This window comes from Bacteriovorax stolpii (genome assembly GCF_002872415.1).
Classification (GTDB): Bacteria; Bdellovibrionota; Bacteriovoracia; order Bacteriovoracales; family Bacteriovoracaceae; genus Bacteriovorax; species Bacteriovorax stolpii.
On sequence record NZ_CP025704.1, the window covers coordinates 951,816 to 969,581 of the forward strand.

Genomic DNA, 17,766 nt, shown 5'->3' on the forward strand with positions numbered 1-17,766 from the left:
ATTCTTATAATAATATTAATCTCAAGCCTCTTTAATGGGCTATATTTTTTACAAAAAACCACTAATTCTCTGGTTTAATGTTAAGAAGAATCATGAAAAAATCTCTTCTCATTCCATCTTTCTTAATCCTTTTCTCTAGTGCTTTTGCTCAAGAGGCAAAAACCATTTTATATGTTGGTGACTCTCATAGTTATGGGAAGCTGGGGACGACTATCGAAAAGAATCTTTCGCAAAAGGCTGCACGAGTGATTATGCAATCAAGCTGTGGAGCAACTCCGAGCACCTGGTTGGGCAATAATAAGTACGAAAAGACAGTTTGTGGGTTTTGGAAGAAAGACGGAAACGAGGAAATCAGGTCTAAAGAGCATAACACTCCAAAGTTTGTGGATGAGCTGGTAAAGTATCGTCCTGATGTGACGATTGTTCAACTAGGAACAAATATCGCTGCTGGAGCAAAACCTGCGAATGCTAGAAATAGTATTATTGCCATGATGAAGGCCATTAAAGATGAAGGCAGCAAATGTATTTGGATTGGACCACCTGATGCGAATTCTAAAGTCGTCACACAGGTAAAATTAAAAGAAACTAATGACCTTTTGACTTCTTTGGCAAAAGAAAATAACTGTCAGTATGTCGATAGCTTAAAAATCACAAAATTCCCTGCTGATAACAAAGAAGGCATTCACTATCCACCAAGCGCATCTGCTCAATGGGGAGAAAAAGTGAGTGTTCAGCTTCTAGAATTAATTAAAGACAACTAAGACAATTCAATAGTCGATTTGATAACTTTCCAGGTGTGATCAGCGTTGAGCCTGATTTCGGCCAGGAAAACCTGTGAGTCCATGGCCTTTCCCCATTCATCTGGTGAGACAAGTGAGAGATATCTTTTTCCAGTATTCTCTTCATAGAGGTAATAGGTTTTTCCAATCACGGGTGTGAAGGGGATTTCCACATTGTAGATAAGATCCGAAATATAGACGCGCTTTTTGATGTCTTGAACTTGCTTCGCCAGAGTTTTCATTTGCTCATAGATGATATTGAGTTGCTCTTCTGTTTGTTCGACCATTGCCGAACGGGCATTACTTTTGATAGCACCTTGATTCGTCGGGGTAATGGCAAAACCACCCACGGTATGAGCGTACTCAAGCAGTGATGGCATATCGGTCACCTTGAGCTTCATTAAATCAAGGTTAATGTTATCGAGATCAACAGGCTTTGGTTTTTTATCATCAGACATGGCCCTATCTTAACGTAAAATCTTTAATTTAAGCAACTCATGGATAATGGGATTGTTAAGATTTGGATTAGACAAAATAACAGCTTGCTATATGCCACTTTTAGATGGTATCCCGCCATAAATTTAAACCATCACCCTGGAGAGTCTAAATGAAAAAAATCGTTTTATCGCTAGCTACTATGGCCACTCTTTTTATGAGTACAAATGCATTTGCAGGAGCTATGAAAGAACTTGTGATTGAAGCAGAAGATGCAATCATCGCTGAGTTCTACGACAACGGTCGCGAAGTAACGAGCATCACAAACCACTCTCTTGTAACAATTAAAGGTGGAGTTGGAGTAAAAGCAAAAGTAGAAACAGTGAATCCTCTTAATGGTTACCCACAAACATGGTCATGTTTAGTGAGTTTCGAAAAATCAGGAAACTCTTTTTCTCCAAAAGACGTAGACTGTTCAGGCATCTAAAACATAACAGGGAGCTGAAAAGCTCCCTTATTATTTGGTTTCAAAATATCTTTCCCGTTTGCTAAAAAACCGCCTAATTAATTTCTTCTGATGTTTTCATTCACAACTCTTTAATGACTTAATCGCTCACAAAAAAAATATTTTAGGTGTGTTTGTTTCTTTATTTTTTTTAGTTAATCTTAATCCGATATGAATAATGTTAATCGCTTTACATTATTTCTTTTTTTCTTTGTCATCTTATGTGGCCTGATTGTGCTGGTAGGATGGCAATGGAATATTCAGGTTTTTAAATCTGTTTTACCTGGATTTATTGCAATGAAGCCAAACACGGCAATTGGTTTAATCTTCCTTGCAGTGTCTAGTTACTTTTTTTACAGGCAAGAAAAAATCTCTCATGCCCTGGGTGTAATCGCTGCTGTCTTTGTTATGCTTTTGGGCTTGTTTACTTTAGGAGAATATCTTTTTAATAGAGACTTTCATATAGATGAATTGCTCTATAAAGACATGGACGTGATCGCTAACAAATGGCCTCCTGGAAGATTTGCACCCATTACGGGAGTGAATTTTGTTTTTATTAGCGCAGGACTTCTTCTGCATTTTTTAAATTCCAAAAAATTTATAAAGACAACACAGGCCTTGGTGACTATTGCCTGGATCGCTTCTATTCAAGCATTGATTGGTTATATCAGTGGCAATTCATATACGTTTGGCTCCGCTTTTTACACACAGATTGCTCTCCATACATCAATTCTCTTTATAGCTTTGACGTCTGGAATACTGCTTATGTGGCGGGATGAAGGCTATGTTAAACACTTGTCTGGCGACAATGTGGCAGGCAGAGTCGGAAGAAAACTTCTCTTGGCCGCTGTAGTTGTCCCACCATTAATAAATATCCTTCAGCACCATGGACTTAAAATGAACCTGTATGATGCGGATTTTGGAGTCTTAATTAGAGTGGTTGGAAGCATTGTTTGTTTTGCATGGATGGCGATGATCACCGGAATATACCTCTCTGAAGTTGATGAAAAAAGGGCCATTGCTGAACAGGCGCAAAAAACCAGAACAGAAGAGCTGCAAAGAGCACTGATGGCCCGGGATGATCTCTTGAGTATTTGCTCTCATGAGCTGAAAACACCAATATCCAGCATGAAGTTGCAAACTCAGTTTGTACAGTATCAAATGGAAAAAGATATTGAACACACTATTAGTCCTAAAAAGATGAGCGAAATTTTAGGGCAATTCGATAATCAACTCAACCGTTTAACTAAGCTCATCGAAGATATGCTGGATTTCAGTAGATTAAATGGGGGAAGATTTAAATTAAACAAAGAAGAATTCAACCTAAACAAACTCATTCTGGATATGCTCGAGAGCTACAAAGCACAACTTAAAATCAATCAATGCGAATTAAATCTTTCTATTGACTCAGAAAAACCACTCATTGTTTTTTGGGATAATGGACGAATAGAACAGCTAGTAGAAAATTTGCTGACCAATGCAATCAAATACGGGAATCATCAACCAATTGAATTAAGTATTTTTCAAGAAAAGCAAAACACATGCATTCAAATCCGAGATCATGGAATGGGGATTGATTCGTGCGATTTTAAACGTATTTTTGAACCTTATGAACGTGCTATTTCCGCCAATAAAATTAGCGGTCTTGGTTTAGGGCTTTATATTTCCCGAAAAATTGCCGAAGCTCATGGAGGAAGTATCAGAGTCGAAAGTGTGGCCGGCGTAGGCTCCACTTTTACAGCGACAATACCAACGAGAATGATAAATGAATTAGAAGGTAATTTAAGTTATGCAGGCTAAAAAAATTTTATTAGTAGAAGATGATCTCGACATTCGTGAAAATATGGCAATGGTCCTGGAGTATGAAAAGTATGAAGTTTTACAGGCCGAAAATGGGGTTGAGGCCATAAAGCAGTTGGAAGTGCATAAGAATAATTTACCAGTGATAATACTGCTGGATCTTTTTATGCCGGTGATGAATGGAAGGGAATTTTTGGACGTCATTGATGCGAGGATTGATGAGCCTTTCAACAAAATCCCCGTTATCCTGATTACTGCCTGTGAACAAAGTGCAAGGGAAGATCTTAATTCAAGGACAGCGGCAGTAATGAGAAAACCTCTGGATTTGAAAGTTTTTTTGAGCCTGTTGTCGACAGTCGGAAGTAGATATTCAGCGGCCTAAAAAGGCTGCCCAATAAAAAGGTTATTTTTTTGTATATTTTTGAATTGCGAAAAGGCTTTATGCTAAAATAGTGAAAAGCTCTTCTCAACAATTCAAAAGGTTTTATATGAAGTTAATGATCGCTCTTTTATCACTGACTCTTTTTTCTCCATACATTGAAGCGCAGTCTCTTCGCGAACGAATCAGAGAACGAGTCAAAGAGCGCATGGCCAAAAGAGAAGAGGCCAAACCTGCACCTGAAACAAATATAAATTCAGAAGAAAAGATCACTAAGCCTGGAGATTATACACTTTCATTTTCTCACAATGGGATCACGCGCATGTATAAGCTTCATGTGCCTTCTCATTATACGGGGGCCGCTGCTCCTTTGTTGATCGCTCTTCATGGTGGTGGTGGAGATATGTCTTATCAATCAAATGATAAACTTTATAAGCAAATTTCTAAATCAGAAGAACTAGGCTTTATTGTTGCTTTCCCCAACGGCTACAGTAAATTTAATTCCTGTAAATTTGCGACATGGAATGCAGGAAAGTGTTGTGGAGATGCCCGCGATAAAAATATTGATGACGTTGGCTTTATTAAAGAGATGATTGCCAAGATTTCTTCTCAGCTCAATGTGGATAAAAATAAGATCTTTGCGACCGGAATGTCTAATGGTGGGATGATGTCTTATCGCCTGGCCTGTGAATTATCAGATACAATAAGAGGCATTGCCGCCGTCGCTGGAACGGACAATACAATCAATTGCAATCCTAAAAATCCTATTTCTATCCTGCATATTCATGCCAAAAATGATGATCACGTTTTATTTAACGGAGGCTCAGGCAAAAGCTTATCGGAGAATAAAGAGAAAGTGACGGAGTTTGTTTCTGTGCCTGTTACAGTTGCAAAATGGGTGAAGCTGAACGGATGTAGTGAGACACCAAAGAGAGTTTTGGATAAAAGTGGAGCGTATTGTGATCTTTATTCGGGATGCAAGGGTGGGGCGGAGGTTCAGCTTTGCGTGACTGAAACAGGAGCGCATTCATGGCCCGGAGGAGAGAAGATTAGAAGAGGGGCACAAGAGACGTCAAAGGCGATTTCGGCCAATGATGTGATGTGGGATTTTTTTAAGAGCAAGTAACAGATTACATCCTCTGATTAGATTTCCTATCTCCAATATACTCAAAGCGAGGGAGCTCCTTGCCATCAACGACAATCCTCTCAAGAAACATTGCCACGGGACGCACCCATAAACGCGACTGCTCGTTTTCGTAAAGAGTTTCATAGAGTACTAAGTCTTCAAGTGTCTCTGAATGTTTGCAGATGCCGAGAACTTGATAATGTTTTCCCTTATAATGCTTATAGAGGCCCAGTTTCATTGTCATTTCCTTTTATTGAATCCAAGTAGACTATCATAGATATTTCTAGCTATCCAATAAGTGCAAGGCAGAACTGGAATTATATTCCAATTTAGATAATGGTTGCATATTTTTTGGAACCCTTAATAATTAATGGATAGTTAATTTTTATATTAAGGGGACATCGTGAAAAAGGCACTGTTATTAGGTCTAAGTCTAGCTGCGACCAGCATCGCAAGCGCACAAGAAGAAGCAAAAAAAGAAGAAGTAAAAAAGGAAGAAGTCATTGTTGTGGCGTCAACTAAAGAGCCAAAACGCATTTATGATTTAATGTATCTTCCAGTCCAGGGGACATTTTTTGGTTCTACGGGGTTTGGTGGGAAATCTTCAACAACTAATTACCAGTACCTTCTTAGAGACTTTTTAAAAGTCGAGAGTAGAGAATCAACTCTTGAGCAATCTCTTGGTTATTCATTTACATCGACGACGATGGCCGGATTAAGCGTGGCCTATCAATACGATTCAGAGATTAAGAATGCTTATGGCCCGGGCAGTACATTAAATGGAACACATACGAAATCGGTTAAAATGAAAGGATTAAAAGACCCTTACATTTTTATGAGACATAGATTTTCTGAAGCAGAAAATGATTCAGGAAGAGATATTGATCTCTATCTAAGTTTATCTCCAAAAACAGGCGACTCGAAAATTGCCACAACTACCTTGGAAGGAAATGCAAAAAGAGGAGCAAGCGAATTAAACCTGGCCATCGATATTGGGCAAAAGAGAGCAGACAGTGCATGGACTGCCAGATTTGCGTTTCAAGGTGTAACGGAAGCAACGGTAGTGGATGCTGGAGATCCTGCAGATAAAACGATTGCTGAAGCTTATGGACTATTATTAGGTGAATTTAAGTATCAGTTTATTTTCAACCCGAAATTTGCTCTTAACCTTGGTGCAGGTCTTGGGGTTTTAGGCGAAAGAAAACAAAATAATACAGACCAAGAGTTTAAAAATGTTTACGACTCAACCGGGTTAGTGACACTTGCCTTAGATTTAGTTTTCACTCCTGCGGAAAATTTTTCATTCATCTTTGCGATGAAGGGTATGGGGATCATGGAGCATGATTTAAAACAAACGGATCTTTCTGATGGGTCAGTGACAACTTTAACAGTTGAGCAAGATTCAAAAGGCGAAGCATTCTTAGGTATGGCCTACCAGTTCTAATTTATAAAAAGTGGGGAGCTATTCTTACTGAATAGCTTCCTCATACATATCTGTATTTTTTGCTGGAATAAAATTGTCTTCGCTCTCAGCAAACTTCACCACCGTCTTTAACATGTTTTGAATATCTGCCGGGAAATCCGAAGGATTCATCCCTTCTAACTCAAGTTGCTTTAATTTCTTAACCAGCTTCTTTAAAGCCGCTTCAACTTCTAAGAAATCTCTTGAATGGGGATCTTTTGGAGTTTCTTTAATCGCTTCTTCAACACCTTTTACTTTCGCGATTTTAACGAATTTTTTAATTTCGCGCACTGGAAGGGTTTTTATGTGAGAAAGTGATTTTTCTTGTTCTTCTTTTTTTAGCTTAACGATTTCATTTGTCTGGCTCAGAGAAAGCTCGCCATTGATTCTGGCCTCTTTTACTTCCTTTGACGCCATTTCGTCACGATTGATGGCCTCGTGAATCTGCTTTGGTGATAGGCCTGTTTTTTCAGCAACGATATTCAGGAACTTCTCTGCAGGAAGAACAATCTTCTTTTTTTCGATTTCATTTTCTTCAGAGTCTTCACTTGCTTCAACTGGAGCAGGAGTTTCTTCTTCGTGCGGATTTAATGCCTGGTAAATTTCTTTGGCACGTCTTAGATGGCCTTCAACTTCGATTTTTGTCAGGTCTTTTCTTACCAGGTTTTCATCGATTGAAACAAGCTCGCGCTCTAGTTCACCTTTATCGACGATCATAACCGGAGCTTCAACGTAGCCAAGATTTAAAAGGGCCTGGAAGCGTCTTGCTCCAGCTAAAATAACATTGTCAGGGGAGATAACAAGTGGAGCGATCAGGCCCACAGTTTGAATTGATTTTTCAAGTTCTGAAACGTCTGTTCCAAGTCTTAAATACGGGTTCGTTGCCTTAAGATCCTTAAGTCTTCTAGTTTCCACGAATGTCTCCAAAGTGCGTTGTGTGTGTGAGGAAAAAGAGTGCCAAATAGTGGTCCAACTGTCAGGGAAATTAGTTAAAAAATGTCTGACATCTGGACCAAATATTCGGATCTTAGGTGATGGAGAAATGATATTTGTTTATTCTAATTTCTTAGATTATTGGACCTCTTTCATTAGCTTTACAAGTTGATCTAAGGCCAGGCCCCATCCAACTTCAAATCCCATTTCTTCATGCTTTTTCTTATCTTCTGCATTTTTATGAAGGGCGTAGGCAGTATATTTTGTGCCCTTTGCATCTTTCTCAAAAATTACATGCACGGTAATTGGAAATGAAGTTGGAGATTCATCTAAGGTTGGACGAAAGTCTGAAGTTAAGGCAGAGGTCCAAACAATCTTGTGATCTTTTTCAACTTCCAGGTAGCATCCAGTGTTTGGAAAGCTTTGTCCTTCAGGAGATTGCATGAGTGTATAAAACTTCCCGCCAGGTCTTAGATCTATTTTGGCATCAATTGTTTTCCATGGAGCAGGAGTAAACCATTTCGTTAAAAGGGATGGTGTTGTCCAGCCGGCAAACATTTGAGAGGGTGTTAGGTCTACAATGCGTTCAAATTTCAAATCAGTTTCAGGATTAAAGCTTTTCATAAGAGCTCCTCTGTTATTTTAATTCAACTTGATCAAAGTAATCATACCCAAACGGATCAATCTTAAAGTTTGCTACATTCTTATCCATAACTCTAAAAACTTTCGCGTGAGCTAGAGTTACCCATGGGGCTTCTTCTTTAAAGATTTTTTGTGCTTTCTTATAAAGATCAGCGCGCTTTTTTTGGTCTGTGACTCTTCTTGCTTGAAGAACAAGATCATTGAACTTTTCGTTACACCATCTTGCAGTGTTGTTTCCAGATTCAACGCTTGCACAGCTTAAAAGGTCATTTAAGAAAGTGTCAGGGTCATTGTTTCCAGTCCAGCCGAACTGGATCATTTGCTGTTCACCTGAACGCGATTTTTTTAGGAATGTCGGCCAGTCAAACGTAACAAGTTTTACTTTGATACCAACCTTTGCCAGGTCTGCTTGCATCAGTTCGCCCATCTTTTTTCCATCCGGATTGTAGGGACGTGTGACAGGAAGAGTAATCATTTCAGTTTCAAAACCATCGGCAAGGCCAGCTTGTTTTAATAAGGCCTTTGCTTTTTCCGGGTTGTAGTCGTAGTCCTTAAGTGTTTTGTCGTATGACCAAAGAGCAGGAGGAACCGGATTGCTCGCAACGATTCCTGTGCCGTGGTAGATGGCATCCAGGTAAAGTTTTCTATTAAGGGCGTGGTTGACTGCACGTCTTACTAAAACATTATCAAAAGGTTTTTTTGTTGTGTTCATCGCCAGGTAACCAACGTTTAGTCCTTCCTGAGACATGACCAGCACATTCTTGTTGGCGCGCATATCATCGAGGTCAACGATTGATGGAAGTGTGACGAAGTGACATTCGCCAGCTTTTAGTTTTTGGTAGCGAACTGTTTGGTCTGGAGTGATTGCAAAGATTAATTTATCAATGCGGTTTTCAGCTTTTCCTTTATAACTTGCTTTATCCCAATAATCTGGGTGAGCAGCGTAGCGGATCACACTGTCTTTTACATAAGAAACGAAAGAAAAAGGGCCAGTTCCAATAGGGAATTGATCCATGTCCTGCTTACGGTTTTCTTTGGCAAGTTTCTCACCATATTCAGCAGAAAGAATACTCATGTAGTTTCCGGCCATGTAGGCCAGGAAGGGAGCTTGAACTTCATTTAGAGTGATTTGCACTGTGTATGGATCAAGTGCCACAACATCTTTGATATTGTCTTTGATGTTATTTTCATACTGAGTGTAGACACCTCCGCTTACCATGTGGAAAGGGTGATCTTTTTGTCTTTGACGGTTGATAGAGAAAAGAACGTCTTCAGCATTGAAATCGCGAGTTGGCTTGAAGTAACTTGTCGTGTGGAATTTAACTCCACGGCGAAGTTTAAATGTATAAACCTTCTCATCTTTTGAAATAGTATAAGACTCTGCCAGGCCAGGAATCATTTTTGTCGTTCCTAGTTCAAAGCGCATTAGCTTGTTGTAAAGAGTGATAGCAGAAGCATTGTATGAGGGAGCGTCTGTTACAACCTGTGGATTAAAAGAAGCGGGAGAAGCTTCGGAACAATTCACAAATGTTTTAGCGTAAAGACTCATTGGTAAAAGAGATAAGAGTCCGAGAATGAGTGTGGTTTTAAGCATGTTGGTAAACTCCAGGCAAAAGAAAAAATTATATAAGCGATAAACGCAATAGGATAGTGAACGTGCACAAATCCATAGTCACAGGAATGTTACTTAATTTAGTGGGCGATAATGGCGTTGACGCCTTGGAAGCAATCTATTTTGCGTTGGCGTTTTAAATAAAGCTCTGGGCACTTTTCTCCGGCCAGCGTTTTAAGTTCGCCGTTTAGGCAGTTGGCATAGCGAATGAATTTTTTCCAGGCCTCTGATGTCGCCTGATAAGTTTTGCGAGAGTATGACCAAAGAGATTCCTTTGATTCTGTTCTGAGCATTTCATTGTAGGGAACACCGGTGATTTCAGCAAACCGTTGCTCGAAAGTTCGATAGAAACCCCACTGGTATTCTTTGTATTCCGTTGATGTCATCCAGCTTGGTGGATTGTTACCATGAAGAAGTCCAATCCCTGTGGTAATTTTTCCTTGCTGAACATTGTTTGGGTCCCAATTTTTTGTGATCCAGCCAAACTTTGTATTTTTCACAAAGTCTTCGAGTAGATAAGTGTCACCTAGATCGCGCAGGACAATTCGTCCTGTCGGTTTCATATCGCGGTCAAGTTCCACTAAAAAGTTTTGAGCGTGAGGAGAGTCATACCAAGAACCTGTGGCCGCAAAATACTCGGCCATTGCGCGGGCAATAGGTTCATTAAGGTGTTTATCCCAAAAACGCACAGGATCAGTTGCGCCATTAAGCTTTGTAATTCTTGCACCTTCAACATCATGAAGAGCAGAGAAGGCCGGAAGATAATAGTGACCATCTTCAGGGAGATCGTTGAGTGAGCGCATGATCATACCGTGATCGAGTTCTTTAATCCCCATAGCAAGAGGTTCATCCATGATCACGAGTGTGGGTGTGTCCATTTTAGGAAGTGTTTCCTGAAGGTAGCGATTCATGTTGCGGACTTGCAAGGCATCGGCCCAGGTTTGTTTTTTATCTGTCCACTTTCCACCTGTTTTATCAGTTGAAACTTTTAGTGAGAAGCTTGCTCCATTCGTTGGGTTAACCAGGATCATTGAGCGCGAAGCTGTTAAGTAACCATCAAAGAATTTTTTTGGTTCGCTATCGATCTTATGTTTTTGTAAAAAGCTTTTAACTTCAAGATGCCACTTAGAGTCTTCAGGGTTAATGATCCATCTGGCATACGTCTCACCATTTTTAGTAAAAAGTAGTGAGTTCTTGATATTCGAGTCCAGGTTAGCATCAAAGTCTTTTTCCAGAAGCCTCAAGGGAATCTCATAGTGTTCTACTCGGATAACTTCATTTGATCTCTCAGAGATCGCGTTGGCCTTAGTTTCCCAAGTCACCAGCTGTTGAGCGCTATTAGAGATGTGATAATCAGCAGCTACGTGCCTGTTCAGGGTTGTCTGGCAGGCAACAAGGATAAAAAGGCTTAATGTGAACAGGGTTTTTTGTATGAGTTTCATTGGGAAATATATCGGTTTTAGGGCAGAAGTCTTTAGTGTAGTGAAAAAGAAAATTTGGATTAGTCCATCATGTAAGCGTTGGGTAAAAGAGTGGCTTGGGAATTGCTTTATTTACTGTAGTGACCATTAAGGGAGGTTCGCTCATGAGTGAGAGAAACATTGTTATTAGGTCAAACGAGCAGGTAAGGAAGGAGATTTATAAAGCAGTAGGAGAAGAAAGTGGCATTGACGTTCATGTCCATGACGGAATCGTCCGGCTCACAGGGGTTGTCGATACTGAGGAATCTTTGGACTTCATCGAGTCAACAATCAGAGAATTGCCAGGTGTTGATGATGTAGAAAATGAACTGACAGTCAAAATCGTTCAGTAATTGTGGAGGATAAAATGAGAGAAAAAAAGGCCCAATCACACAGACAAGAAGAGCGTCGTTTAATGGATAAAATACCGAATCAAAGCAGGGCCCCTGGAGAGATTAAGGGCTTTAGCAAACATCTTAAAAAAAATAACGGACAAGGCCGTGGGCAACATGTGAAGGCCCATTCGTCAGAGGTAAAGCCCCCTCTATTGGATATTGAGAACACGAATTCTTGATTTGCGGTTTGGCTCCTTCATTGGCACATTTTTTGGTCCCGGTATATCCGGTTCGTCGACTGGAATTTCTGGCGAGTTTTTCTCGGGATTGCGAGAGGGAATTGGTTGATCATTGGGGATATGAGAAATATCCGGGTGATCTTCCTCCTCATCTTGGCGTTGCTTTTTGTCTGCTGCTTTATTCATATGGTCTTTTCTCCGGAAAGAATAAAGTAATCATGTCTATCGACGTCGGTGATTTATTTTTATTGCCGGGTTTAAACCCGGCAACATTTCTTAATGAAGATGTCTCAAGGCATCTGCTTTATCAGAACCATGAGTCTTAACAATCTTGTTGTAAATCCCAAGAAGAAGTAAAGTTGGAACCCAGTTTCCCACAAAGTTTGCCCATCCTTTTTGCTTATTCATAACGGCAAGCCCTAGAGAGATAGCAATCGCTCCACCGGCCGCGGCTAAAAAATAAGTCGAAGGAATTTTTGCTGTCTGACGTTCAAGCGCTTTCGTCATTGTTCCTTCGCGCGCAGATGAAGAAGAGGGTGCAAGTCCTTGAGCTCTTCCGCTTTCTTTTAATAAATATTTCTCCATTGTTCCTCCTTGAATGTTTTTAAAGGAAATATTCCTCTTGGTTATTTTATATGCAACTCAAGGGCCTACTCGTCGGCATGGGCCAGGCGAATGGTGTACTGACCAGAGCGCTCCTGACGGTGCATGATGAGAAGGTTTTTTTTCTGGGCATCTTCAACCAACTCTCTGAAGGAAGCATAACCATAAGCTGATTCGTTAAATCCAGGTTGCCTTCTTTTCATAGTGAGTTTTACCATAGAACCCCAAAATTCATCTTCACCCCGCTCTTCAGTGAGTGCTTTTAGTGTCTCACAGATGAAATCTAGAGCTTCTTGTTTTTTGCTGACTGCTTTTTCCGGAGACTTCTTCACTTCTGTTTTTTTCAATGGTGTGTGGGTTCTCATCAGGTCATCGTAAAAGATGAACTCGTCGCAGTTGGCACTTAATAAAGTAGACGTTGCGTCCCGGACTCCGATGCCAATGACATGTTTGTCATTCTCCCTAAGTTTGGAGACCAGAGGTGAGAAATCAGAATCACCACTGATGATAACAAAAGTGTCGACATGGGATTTGGTGTAACAGAGATCAAGGGCGTCAACGACCATGCGTATATCGGCCGAATTTTTTCCGGATTGACGGGTGTGGGGAATTTCTATGAGCTCGAAAGCGGCTTCATGCATATCGCGCTTAAAGTCCTTGTAGCGGTCCCAATCGCAGTACGCCTTCTTGACAACGATGCTTCCTTTCAAAAGAAGACGCTCGAGGATGAGTTGAATATTAAAGTGAGGAAACTTAGTCTCCTTTGCTCCAAGAACAATGTTCTCGAAATCGCAAAAGAGAGCGATGTTGGTAATTTCGTTTGGTGTGGCCATGATCTTTAATCGACCCTCCTGGTAAATTTAGTGCATTTCGTATGCCAGTGGCGCGTAGATTGCAATATTAACTCATTAAGAGGATTTGATGCCGGCCCACATAAGATTATGTGGATCTTTTCCTCATAATTAAGGAGTCAAAGGGGATGGACTTAGAAAACTGATTTAGAGAAGGGGGCAAATATACTCCTCATTATACTCCTCCTTGGCCGTTTTTATTGCTTGGCAAAGAGAGCGAATAATAACCTGATCACTAATAAAAAGAGAGATGCTTATAATGATGTATGTTGGAACAGCTGCGTGGAATATTCCTAAAATAGCAGAAGGCTCTTTTTTAAAAGAAGGAACAGCTTTAGAGCGCTATGCAAATCGCTTGAACGCAGTGGAAATTAATACTTCATTTTATCGAGATCACAAACCTGAAACATATCAAGATTGGGCAAGAATAACGCCCGATCATTTTCGCTTCAGTGTAAAAATCAACCAGCGCTTTACGCATAAAAGTGATCTAATTATCGACCGCGAGGACCTGATGGCAAGTCTCATGGTGATTAAAGAGCTGGGGAAAAAACTAGGACCTCTTTTACTCCAATTTCCTGCCGGACAAAGTTTTCATACTGATCGAATGGAAAAATTTTATGCGGCCATGAGAGCTGTTCATGAAGGACCGATTGTCCTGGAGGCCCGGAATTCAACTTGGCTTTTTAGGGATGCTATTAAACTGATGAAGAAGTACCGTATCTCCAAAGTCACAGCTGACCCGGAAAAATGCCCAGGTGAATTTGAAAATGAAATTGAGTATTACCGCTTGCACGGGAGTCCGGAAATGTACAGTAGCGATTATTCTCCTGTCTATTTGGATAACCTGTTGGAAGAAATGAAAACATTTACATCAGATGTCTGGTGTATTTTTGACAATACAACTTTTGGATACGCAACACTAAACGCACTAGCTGTTTATCAAAAAGGAGAAGTTTATGAGTCTTATCAAAGAATACATGACGGTGGACACACCGATGTGCACGCCGTTGACCAGCATTGAAAATATAAAGAAGATTATGAAGGACAATGATTCTGAAGAAATTTTAGTTGTGGACACCATGCTTGAAAAACATCTCGTGGGCATTATCTACGGCAATGATATCTCAGCTAAATCTTTTGAACAAAGTGTAGTTCCTTCGAGTTTAAATGCTGAGCTGTTTGTGAAGCCTGTGCCGGTGACGGCGCGAGAGAATATTACTCTTGAAGAATGTCAAAAGATCCTGGATGCCAATCACCTGGAGCATTTGGCGATTATTGATGAAGAAGGGCATTTGTGTGGGGTGTACGAGAGAGTCAACCACTACAAAGTTCCAAAAAAATCAGAAGAAAAAAAGAGTGCATCGAGTAATGCGAAGATTGAACTTACTGAAGATGATGACCCTGAAGCAAATAATATGGAAAGTGAAGGTGGGCACGACGGTCACACTGTTCATTAAAAAAGAGTTGCCGACTTTGTAGGCTTCATTTGATAATAGCTGCATGAATGAAATGCATAAAGGTAGACTTGAGGCTTTTAGCGACGGTGTGCTCGCTATTATTATAACGATTATGGTACTGGAACTGAAACCACCACATGAAGCAACGTGGGAAGGGCTCTGTTCACTTGCGTATGTTTTTCTAAGTTATATTTTGAGTTTCATTTATGTTGGTATCTACTGGAACAATCACCACCATCTGTTTCAGATCGTAAAACACGTGAAAGGTCCTGTTCTTTGGGCCAACACTCATTTACTTTTTTGGCTCTCACTTATTCCTTTTACTACGGCATGGATGGATGAGCATCATTTCGCAGCTATTCCGGTTGCAGTTTATGGTTTTATTCTTTTTATGTGTGGAGCCGCCTATGGAATTCTAGTGAAGATATTAACAAATACTCACGAGAAGGATTCAACTCTTGCTCGCGCAGTAGGAAAAGACTGGAAAGGAAAAGTTTCGGTGTTGATCTATGCAGTGGCGATAGCTTCGGCCTTCATTCATCCAGCAATCTCACTCACTCTTTACGTGTCTGTGGCCCTTATCTGGCTTATCCCGGACAAAAGAGTGGAAGGTGCCCTTCAACCCCATTAAATCCTTAAAATTCCTCAAGAATGTCAAAAAAACTTAACAAAATGTAAAGTAAAGTTGACATTTATGCCTTCCATGTATAGTTTACTTTACATGGAAGGAGCCACACACCCATGGGGAATTTAAAAGCAAAACTCACACTCATCAACGAGCTACACGTGCTTCGTGCTGAAAAGAAAATCACGCAGCAGGAACTGGCCGATGCTATTGGAGTGACACGAGCAACAGTCAATGCACTTGAGAAAGGAAATTACAATCCTTCACTCGAACTGGCATTTCGACTAAGTCTGTTCTTTGAGAAAAGCATTCACGACATTTTTAAATTAGGGGAAGAAGAATAATGAAAGAGCTAAATCGTTTCGATAGATATGCATTGAAATATTTTGTGTACTCAAGTCCGATCTTTATTGGATTTATGATTTGGGCAAGTACGGAGTTTAAGGGAGCGAGTGAACCCGCTAACCTTAAAGGTGGAGTCTGGGATATCTTTGGATGGTGTTTTATCGCATGGGTTTTAATCCTGCTTTACACTGTGACCAAGATGCTCTTTGGAAAAAAATTCCGCGATACAACTATGGCCAAACTAGCGGGGATTAAAGAGCGCGATGAAAGAGAAGGGTTAGTGGCAGGCAACGCTGCTAAGTTTTCTTTCCTTTCGACCTTTGCTCTTTTACTTTTTATGTTGGTTTTTTCAGTCACAACGCTAACTGTGAAAAAGAATGAAGTGCCTGCTCCCGGGAAAAATGGCCAAGTTGCTATCGGCTTTGGTCTAAAGGCCCATGATGAAACAGCTTTTGTTCATCAGGTTAAAGATGGAGTGGAGAGTTTTGACTACAAGTCTATACCTCTATCAAAACCATTCATGCTTTTAGTTATTATGATATGGCAAATTGGAAGTTATCACTTGGTCGCGAGGCGAGAGCTCCGCGAATAGTATGAGTAAAGAATCCACCAGGTTTATGCGCTCCTGGTGGATTTTTTTATTAGTTAAGAATTGATTCAGAGGCCAGGATTAAAACGTCGATCGACTCTTCTGTCGAAAGCTCAGCATTCACTGATTTTACCATTTCAATTTTAGAAGCAAGGTACACGCTGATTGTTCCGTTGACAGCGTAGTCCTGGATATCATTTTGGATCATTTGCGCTTCCATTTTTCTATTTTCAGTCGTAGCGATTGAAGAAGCCTGGCTTGAAATAACGATCATGTTGGCAACAACATTAGCAACAGTCTGGATTGTTGAGTTTGCCAGAGTCTGCTCAGAGAATGTGGCAGCAGAAGCAAGAGTTGTTGAAAGTGATAAAGCGGCAATAACGATAGTTTTTTTCATAGTTTCTCCCAAGTTGTTTTAAAGAAGTTGCGTCCTTGTAGCATGTTTCTTCTCTTATGTGGCCCTGGTGTAAAAAATTCAGGAGCTCTAGCGAAAAATGTGAAACTTGTTTATAAAGAAGGCGCTTTTTCAACACATAAAAAGGTTTAATTTGGAGGACTTATGAAATCACTTCTGATCGCTTCTCTAATGGTTCTTTCTGTTCCATCGTTTGCTAAGCTTGCCGTTTACGGAAATGCTGATGCTGCCAGAGCTGTGTTGGCTCCTGAAGTTCTGTCAAAAGTAATGGATAAGGCCCAGACAGAAACATTTCTAAAAGTTGAAGTCGCAAACACAAAACTTAACGAGTTCTCAGTGACTGTTGAAACTGCAAAGTTAGACTGGCGTTGTGAGAGCGTTGTAAAAGTAAAAGCTGTTGGTGAAGTCGTAACTTTACCTGGTGGCGGAAAGATCGCAACAAACAAACTTGTTGTTGGAAAAATTGCTGAAGCTAAATGTGTTGAATAAAATTTTTTATTGATTCGGTATACCTCCTGTTAAAGGGCAACTAGAGAGCTGCTTTAGATTTTATTAAATTCACTTCCTCATCTTGTGGAAGCGAAAGAAAAAGAAGTAGCGTTCTGTTTTGTTTTTTAACAGGAGAAAAAAATGAAATCCCTATTGATCGTGCCTTTTTCTTTTCTATTCATGAGCTTTTCTTTTGCCCCAGACTGGCATTGGAAGAGCGCTTACACTGACATTCAAAACGATTGCGTAGTTATTTCCGAAGCCAATGACCAGGCGCCAATTGATTTCTATGAAGCGGAGTGCAGGTCATTTGGTGGCTACCAGCTCTATATCGAAGGTGGAGATCTTCGTTATGGACCGAAACTGCTCTTTAATGGAGTGCAAATTAATCTTCAAAGGCCTGGTAATTTTCATGACCCAGGATCAGATAAGATCGAATGGCTTTATAGGCACACTATCGACGCAGAAGGATCGGGATCAATAGAGTGGGCCGGTCTGATTTATCGTTTAAGTGTTGTTGATGCAGAAAATGGAACAGACACATCTGTCATTTACTCCGTGCGATTAGATGGAGAGAAGAGTTGTGTTATTGGTACGAGTCAAACAGAAGAAGAAGCTCACTCTCTTATTTATCATTCAAAGGCTGACTGCCAATGAGTTGTTTGCTAGACTTTTTCGTACT

Annotated in this window: 24 protein-coding genes; 14 read left to right on the plus strand and 10 right to left on the minus strand. The window is 40.3% G+C overall.

Annotation, left to right across the window (positions count from 1 at the left end; genetic code table 11):
- The first annotated feature begins 92 nt into the window (after nt 1-92).
- Nucleotides 93-761, plus strand: a complete 669-nt coding sequence (locus C0V70_RS04555; protein WP_158649564.1) for an SGNH/GDSL hydrolase family protein — start codon at nt 93-95, stop codon at nt 759-761.
- On the opposite strand, the gene C0V70_RS04560 is transcribed toward C0V70_RS04555, so the two are convergent.
- A complete protein-coding gene (locus C0V70_RS04560; RefSeq protein WP_102242688.1) occupies nt 758-1,237 on the minus strand; it encodes a DUF2452 domain-containing protein in 480 nt (159 codons plus the stop codon). The genes C0V70_RS04555 and C0V70_RS04560 overlap by 4 nt on opposite strands.
- A 149-nt stretch (nt 1,238-1,386) precedes the next feature.
- Between C0V70_RS04560 and C0V70_RS04565 the strand changes: the two genes are divergently transcribed.
- The 4 genes from C0V70_RS04565 (at nt 1,387) to C0V70_RS04580 (ending at nt 5,024) form a co-directional block, all read left to right on the plus strand.
- Complete coding sequence (locus C0V70_RS04565) at nt 1,387-1,701, plus strand: hypothetical protein (RefSeq protein ID WP_102242689.1); 315 nt, start codon at nt 1,387-1,389, stop codon at nt 1,699-1,701.
- Nucleotides 1,702-1,890: 189 nt separating this feature from the next.
- Nucleotides 1,891-3,519, plus strand: coding sequence for a sensor histidine kinase (locus C0V70_RS04570; protein WP_102242690.1), 1,629 nt, complete (start codon nt 1,891-1,893; stop codon nt 3,517-3,519).
- Nucleotides 3,509-3,901 carry a response regulator gene (locus C0V70_RS04575; RefSeq protein ID WP_102242691.1) on the plus strand — a complete coding sequence of 131 codons (393 nt, stop codon included), beginning with the start codon at nt 3,509-3,511 and terminating at the stop codon, nt 3,899-3,901. Before C0V70_RS04570 ends, C0V70_RS04575 begins: the two co-directional genes overlap by 11 nt.
- Nucleotides 3,902-4,007: 106 nt before the next feature.
- Entirely contained in the window at nt 4,008-5,024 is a 1,017-nt protein-coding gene (locus C0V70_RS04580) for an extracellular catalytic domain type 1 short-chain-length polyhydroxyalkanoate depolymerase (RefSeq protein ID WP_102242692.1), read from the plus strand.
- 4 nt (nt 5,025-5,028) lie between these two features.
- Here C0V70_RS04580 and C0V70_RS19340 read toward each other — a convergent pair whose 3' ends face one another.
- The gene (locus C0V70_RS19340) at nt 5,029-5,268 is read right to left on the minus strand and encodes a DUF1653 domain-containing protein (RefSeq protein ID WP_102242693.1); all 240 of its coding nucleotides are present in this window, start codon (nt 5,266-5,268) and stop codon (nt 5,029-5,031) included.
- Between the two features lie 159 nt (nt 5,269-5,427).
- Here C0V70_RS19340 and C0V70_RS04590 point away from each other — a divergent pair, with 159 nt between their 5' ends.
- Nucleotides 5,428-6,468: a hypothetical protein gene (locus tag C0V70_RS04590; RefSeq protein ID WP_102242694.1), complete on the plus strand. Its 1,041-nt coding sequence runs from the start codon at nt 5,428-5,430 to the stop codon at nt 6,466-6,468.
- 24 nt (nt 6,469-6,492) lie between these two features.
- On the opposite strand, the gene C0V70_RS04595 is transcribed toward C0V70_RS04590, so the two are convergent.
- From C0V70_RS04595 to C0V70_RS04610, 4 genes are all read right to left on the minus strand, one after another.
- Nucleotides 6,493-7,401, minus strand: a complete 909-nt coding sequence (locus tag C0V70_RS04595; RefSeq protein WP_158649565.1) for a ParB/RepB/Spo0J family partition protein — start codon at nt 7,399-7,401, stop codon at nt 6,493-6,495.
- 156 nt (nt 7,402-7,557) lie between these two features.
- On the minus strand, nt 7,558-8,043 hold the full coding sequence (locus C0V70_RS04600; RefSeq protein ID WP_102242696.1) for an SRPBCC family protein: 486 nt from the start codon (nt 8,041-8,043) through the stop codon (nt 7,558-7,560).
- A gap of 13 nt (nt 8,044-8,056) precedes the next feature.
- A complete protein-coding gene (locus C0V70_RS04605) occupies nt 8,057-9,655 on the minus strand; it encodes an ABC transporter substrate-binding protein (RefSeq protein WP_102242697.1) in 1,599 nt (532 codons plus the stop codon).
- A 98-nt stretch (nt 9,656-9,753) separates the two neighbouring features.
- The gene (locus tag C0V70_RS04610) at nt 9,754-11,115 is read right to left on the minus strand and encodes a hypothetical protein (RefSeq protein ID WP_102242698.1); all 1,362 of its coding nucleotides are present in this window, start codon (nt 11,113-11,115) and stop codon (nt 9,754-9,756) included.
- A 143-nt stretch (nt 11,116-11,258) separates the two neighbouring features.
- On the opposite strand from C0V70_RS04610, the gene C0V70_RS04615 reads away from it, so the two are divergent.
- The gene (locus tag C0V70_RS04615) at nt 11,259-11,486 is read left to right on the plus strand and encodes a BON domain-containing protein (protein WP_102242699.1); all 228 of its coding nucleotides are present in this window, start codon (nt 11,259-11,261) and stop codon (nt 11,484-11,486) included.
- A gap of 191 nt (nt 11,487-11,677) precedes the next feature.
- Here C0V70_RS04615 and C0V70_RS04625 read toward each other — a convergent pair whose 3' ends face one another.
- The 3 genes from C0V70_RS04625 to C0V70_RS04635 form a co-directional block, all read right to left on the minus strand.
- Entirely contained in the window at nt 11,678-11,893 is a 216-nt protein-coding gene (locus C0V70_RS04625; protein ID WP_102242701.1) for a hypothetical protein, read from the minus strand.
- Nucleotides 11,894-11,983: 90 nt separating this feature from the next.
- The gene (locus tag C0V70_RS04630; protein WP_208107785.1) at nt 11,984-12,292 is read right to left on the minus strand and encodes a hypothetical protein; all 309 of its coding nucleotides are present in this window, start codon (nt 12,290-12,292) and stop codon (nt 11,984-11,986) included.
- Nucleotides 12,293-12,357: 65 nt separating this feature from the next.
- Complete coding sequence (locus tag C0V70_RS04635; protein WP_102242702.1) at nt 12,358-13,143, minus strand: NYN domain-containing protein; 786 nt, start codon at nt 13,141-13,143, stop codon at nt 12,358-12,360.
- 268 nt (nt 13,144-13,411) lie between these two features.
- Between C0V70_RS04635 and C0V70_RS04640 the strand changes: the two genes are divergently transcribed.
- From C0V70_RS04640 to C0V70_RS04660, 5 genes are all read left to right on the plus strand, one after another.
- A complete protein-coding gene (locus C0V70_RS04640; protein WP_102242703.1) occupies nt 13,412-14,185 on the plus strand; it encodes a DUF72 domain-containing protein in 774 nt (257 codons plus the stop codon).
- Complete coding sequence (locus tag C0V70_RS04645; RefSeq protein WP_102242704.1) at nt 14,121-14,621, plus strand: CBS domain-containing protein; 501 nt, start codon at nt 14,121-14,123, stop codon at nt 14,619-14,621. Before C0V70_RS04640 ends, C0V70_RS04645 begins: the two co-directional genes overlap by 65 nt.
- A 52-nt stretch (nt 14,622-14,673) precedes the next feature.
- On the plus strand, nt 14,674-15,252 hold the full coding sequence (locus C0V70_RS04650) for a TMEM175 family protein (RefSeq protein WP_102245448.1): 579 nt from the start codon (nt 14,674-14,676) through the stop codon (nt 15,250-15,252).
- A gap of 110 nt (nt 15,253-15,362) precedes the next feature.
- Nucleotides 15,363-15,590 carry a helix-turn-helix transcriptional regulator gene (locus C0V70_RS04655; protein WP_102242705.1) on the plus strand — a complete coding sequence of 76 codons (228 nt, stop codon included), beginning with the start codon at nt 15,363-15,365 and terminating at the stop codon, nt 15,588-15,590.
- Complete coding sequence (locus C0V70_RS04660) at nt 15,590-16,183, plus strand: hypothetical protein (RefSeq protein WP_102242706.1); 594 nt, start codon at nt 15,590-15,592, stop codon at nt 16,181-16,183. The genes C0V70_RS04655 and C0V70_RS04660 overlap by 1 nt, the downstream gene beginning before the upstream one ends.
- Nucleotides 16,184-16,232: 49 nt before the next feature.
- Here C0V70_RS04660 and C0V70_RS04665 read toward each other — a convergent pair whose 3' ends face one another.
- Nucleotides 16,233-16,577: a hypothetical protein gene (locus tag C0V70_RS04665; RefSeq protein ID WP_102242707.1), complete on the minus strand. Its 345-nt coding sequence runs from the start codon at nt 16,575-16,577 to the stop codon at nt 16,233-16,235.
- Between the two features lie 162 nt (nt 16,578-16,739).
- Between C0V70_RS04665 and C0V70_RS04670 the strand changes: the two genes are divergently transcribed.
- A complete protein-coding gene (locus tag C0V70_RS04670) occupies nt 16,740-17,084 on the plus strand; it encodes a hypothetical protein (RefSeq protein WP_102242708.1) in 345 nt (114 codons plus the stop codon).
- Between the two features lie 141 nt (nt 17,085-17,225).
- Nucleotides 17,226-17,741 carry a hypothetical protein gene (locus C0V70_RS04675; protein ID WP_102242709.1) on the plus strand — a complete coding sequence of 172 codons (516 nt, stop codon included), beginning with the start codon at nt 17,226-17,228 and terminating at the stop codon, nt 17,739-17,741.
- Nucleotides 17,742-17,766: the final 25 nt, after the last annotated feature.

What these genes read in the sequence shown, in the direction of transcription:
- C0V70_RS04555 (WP_158649564.1), top strand. Translation starts at nt 93, where the DNA reads ATGAAAAAATCTCTTCTCATTCCATCTTTCTTAATCCTTTTCTCTAGT.
- C0V70_RS04560 (WP_102242688.1), bottom strand. Translation starts at nt 1,237, where the DNA reads ATGTCTGATGATAAAAAACCAAAGCCTGTTGATCTCGATAACATTAAC.
- C0V70_RS04565 (WP_102242689.1), top strand. Translation starts at nt 1,387, where the DNA reads ATGAAAAAAATCGTTTTATCGCTAGCTACTATGGCCACTCTTTTTATG.
- C0V70_RS04570 (WP_102242690.1), top strand. Translation starts at nt 1,891, where the DNA reads ATGAATAATGTTAATCGCTTTACATTATTTCTTTTTTTCTTTGTCATC.
- C0V70_RS04575 (WP_102242691.1), top strand. Translation starts at nt 3,509, where the DNA reads ATGCAGGCTAAAAAAATTTTATTAGTAGAAGATGATCTCGACATTCGT.
- C0V70_RS04580 (WP_102242692.1), top strand. Translation starts at nt 4,008, where the DNA reads ATGAAGTTAATGATCGCTCTTTTATCACTGACTCTTTTTTCTCCATAC.
- C0V70_RS19340 (WP_102242693.1), bottom strand. Translation starts at nt 5,268, where the DNA reads ATGACAATGAAACTGGGCCTCTATAAGCATTATAAGGGAAAACATTAT.
- C0V70_RS04600 (WP_102242696.1), bottom strand. Translation starts at nt 8,043, where the DNA reads ATGAAAAGCTTTAATCCTGAAACTGATTTGAAATTTGAACGCATTGTA.
- C0V70_RS04605 (WP_102242697.1), bottom strand. Translation starts at nt 9,655, where the DNA reads ATGCTTAAAACCACACTCATTCTCGGACTCTTATCTCTTTTACCAATG.
- C0V70_RS04610 (WP_102242698.1), bottom strand. Translation starts at nt 11,115, where the DNA reads ATGAAACTCATACAAAAAACCCTGTTCACATTAAGCCTTTTTATCCTT.
- C0V70_RS04615 (WP_102242699.1), top strand. Translation starts at nt 11,259, where the DNA reads ATGAGTGAGAGAAACATTGTTATTAGGTCAAACGAGCAGGTAAGGAAG.
- C0V70_RS04625 (WP_102242701.1), bottom strand. Translation starts at nt 11,893, where the DNA reads ATGAATAAAGCAGCAGACAAAAAGCAACGCCAAGATGAGGAGGAAGAT.
- C0V70_RS04630 (WP_208107785.1), bottom strand. Translation starts at nt 12,292, where the DNA reads ATGGAGAAATATTTATTAAAAGAAAGCGGAAGAGCTCAAGGACTTGCA.
- C0V70_RS04635 (WP_102242702.1), bottom strand. Translation starts at nt 13,143, where the DNA reads ATGGCCACACCAAACGAAATTACCAACATCGCTCTCTTTTGCGATTTC.
- C0V70_RS04640 (WP_102242703.1), top strand. Translation starts at nt 13,412, where the DNA reads ATGCTTATAATGATGTATGTTGGAACAGCTGCGTGGAATATTCCTAAA.
- C0V70_RS04645 (WP_102242704.1), top strand. Translation starts at nt 14,121, where the DNA reads ATGAGTCTTATCAAAGAATACATGACGGTGGACACACCGATGTGCACG.
- C0V70_RS04650 (WP_102245448.1), top strand. Translation starts at nt 14,674, where the DNA reads ATGCATAAAGGTAGACTTGAGGCTTTTAGCGACGGTGTGCTCGCTATT.
- C0V70_RS04655 (WP_102242705.1), top strand. Translation starts at nt 15,363, where the DNA reads ATGGGGAATTTAAAAGCAAAACTCACACTCATCAACGAGCTACACGTG.
- C0V70_RS04660 (WP_102242706.1), top strand. Translation starts at nt 15,590, where the DNA reads ATGAAAGAGCTAAATCGTTTCGATAGATATGCATTGAAATATTTTGTG.
- C0V70_RS04665 (WP_102242707.1), bottom strand. Translation starts at nt 16,577, where the DNA reads ATGAAAAAAACTATCGTTATTGCCGCTTTATCACTTTCAACAACTCTT.
- C0V70_RS04670 (WP_102242708.1), top strand. Translation starts at nt 16,740, where the DNA reads ATGAAATCACTTCTGATCGCTTCTCTAATGGTTCTTTCTGTTCCATCG.
- C0V70_RS04675 (WP_102242709.1), top strand. Translation starts at nt 17,226, where the DNA reads ATGAAATCCCTATTGATCGTGCCTTTTTCTTTTCTATTCATGAGCTTT.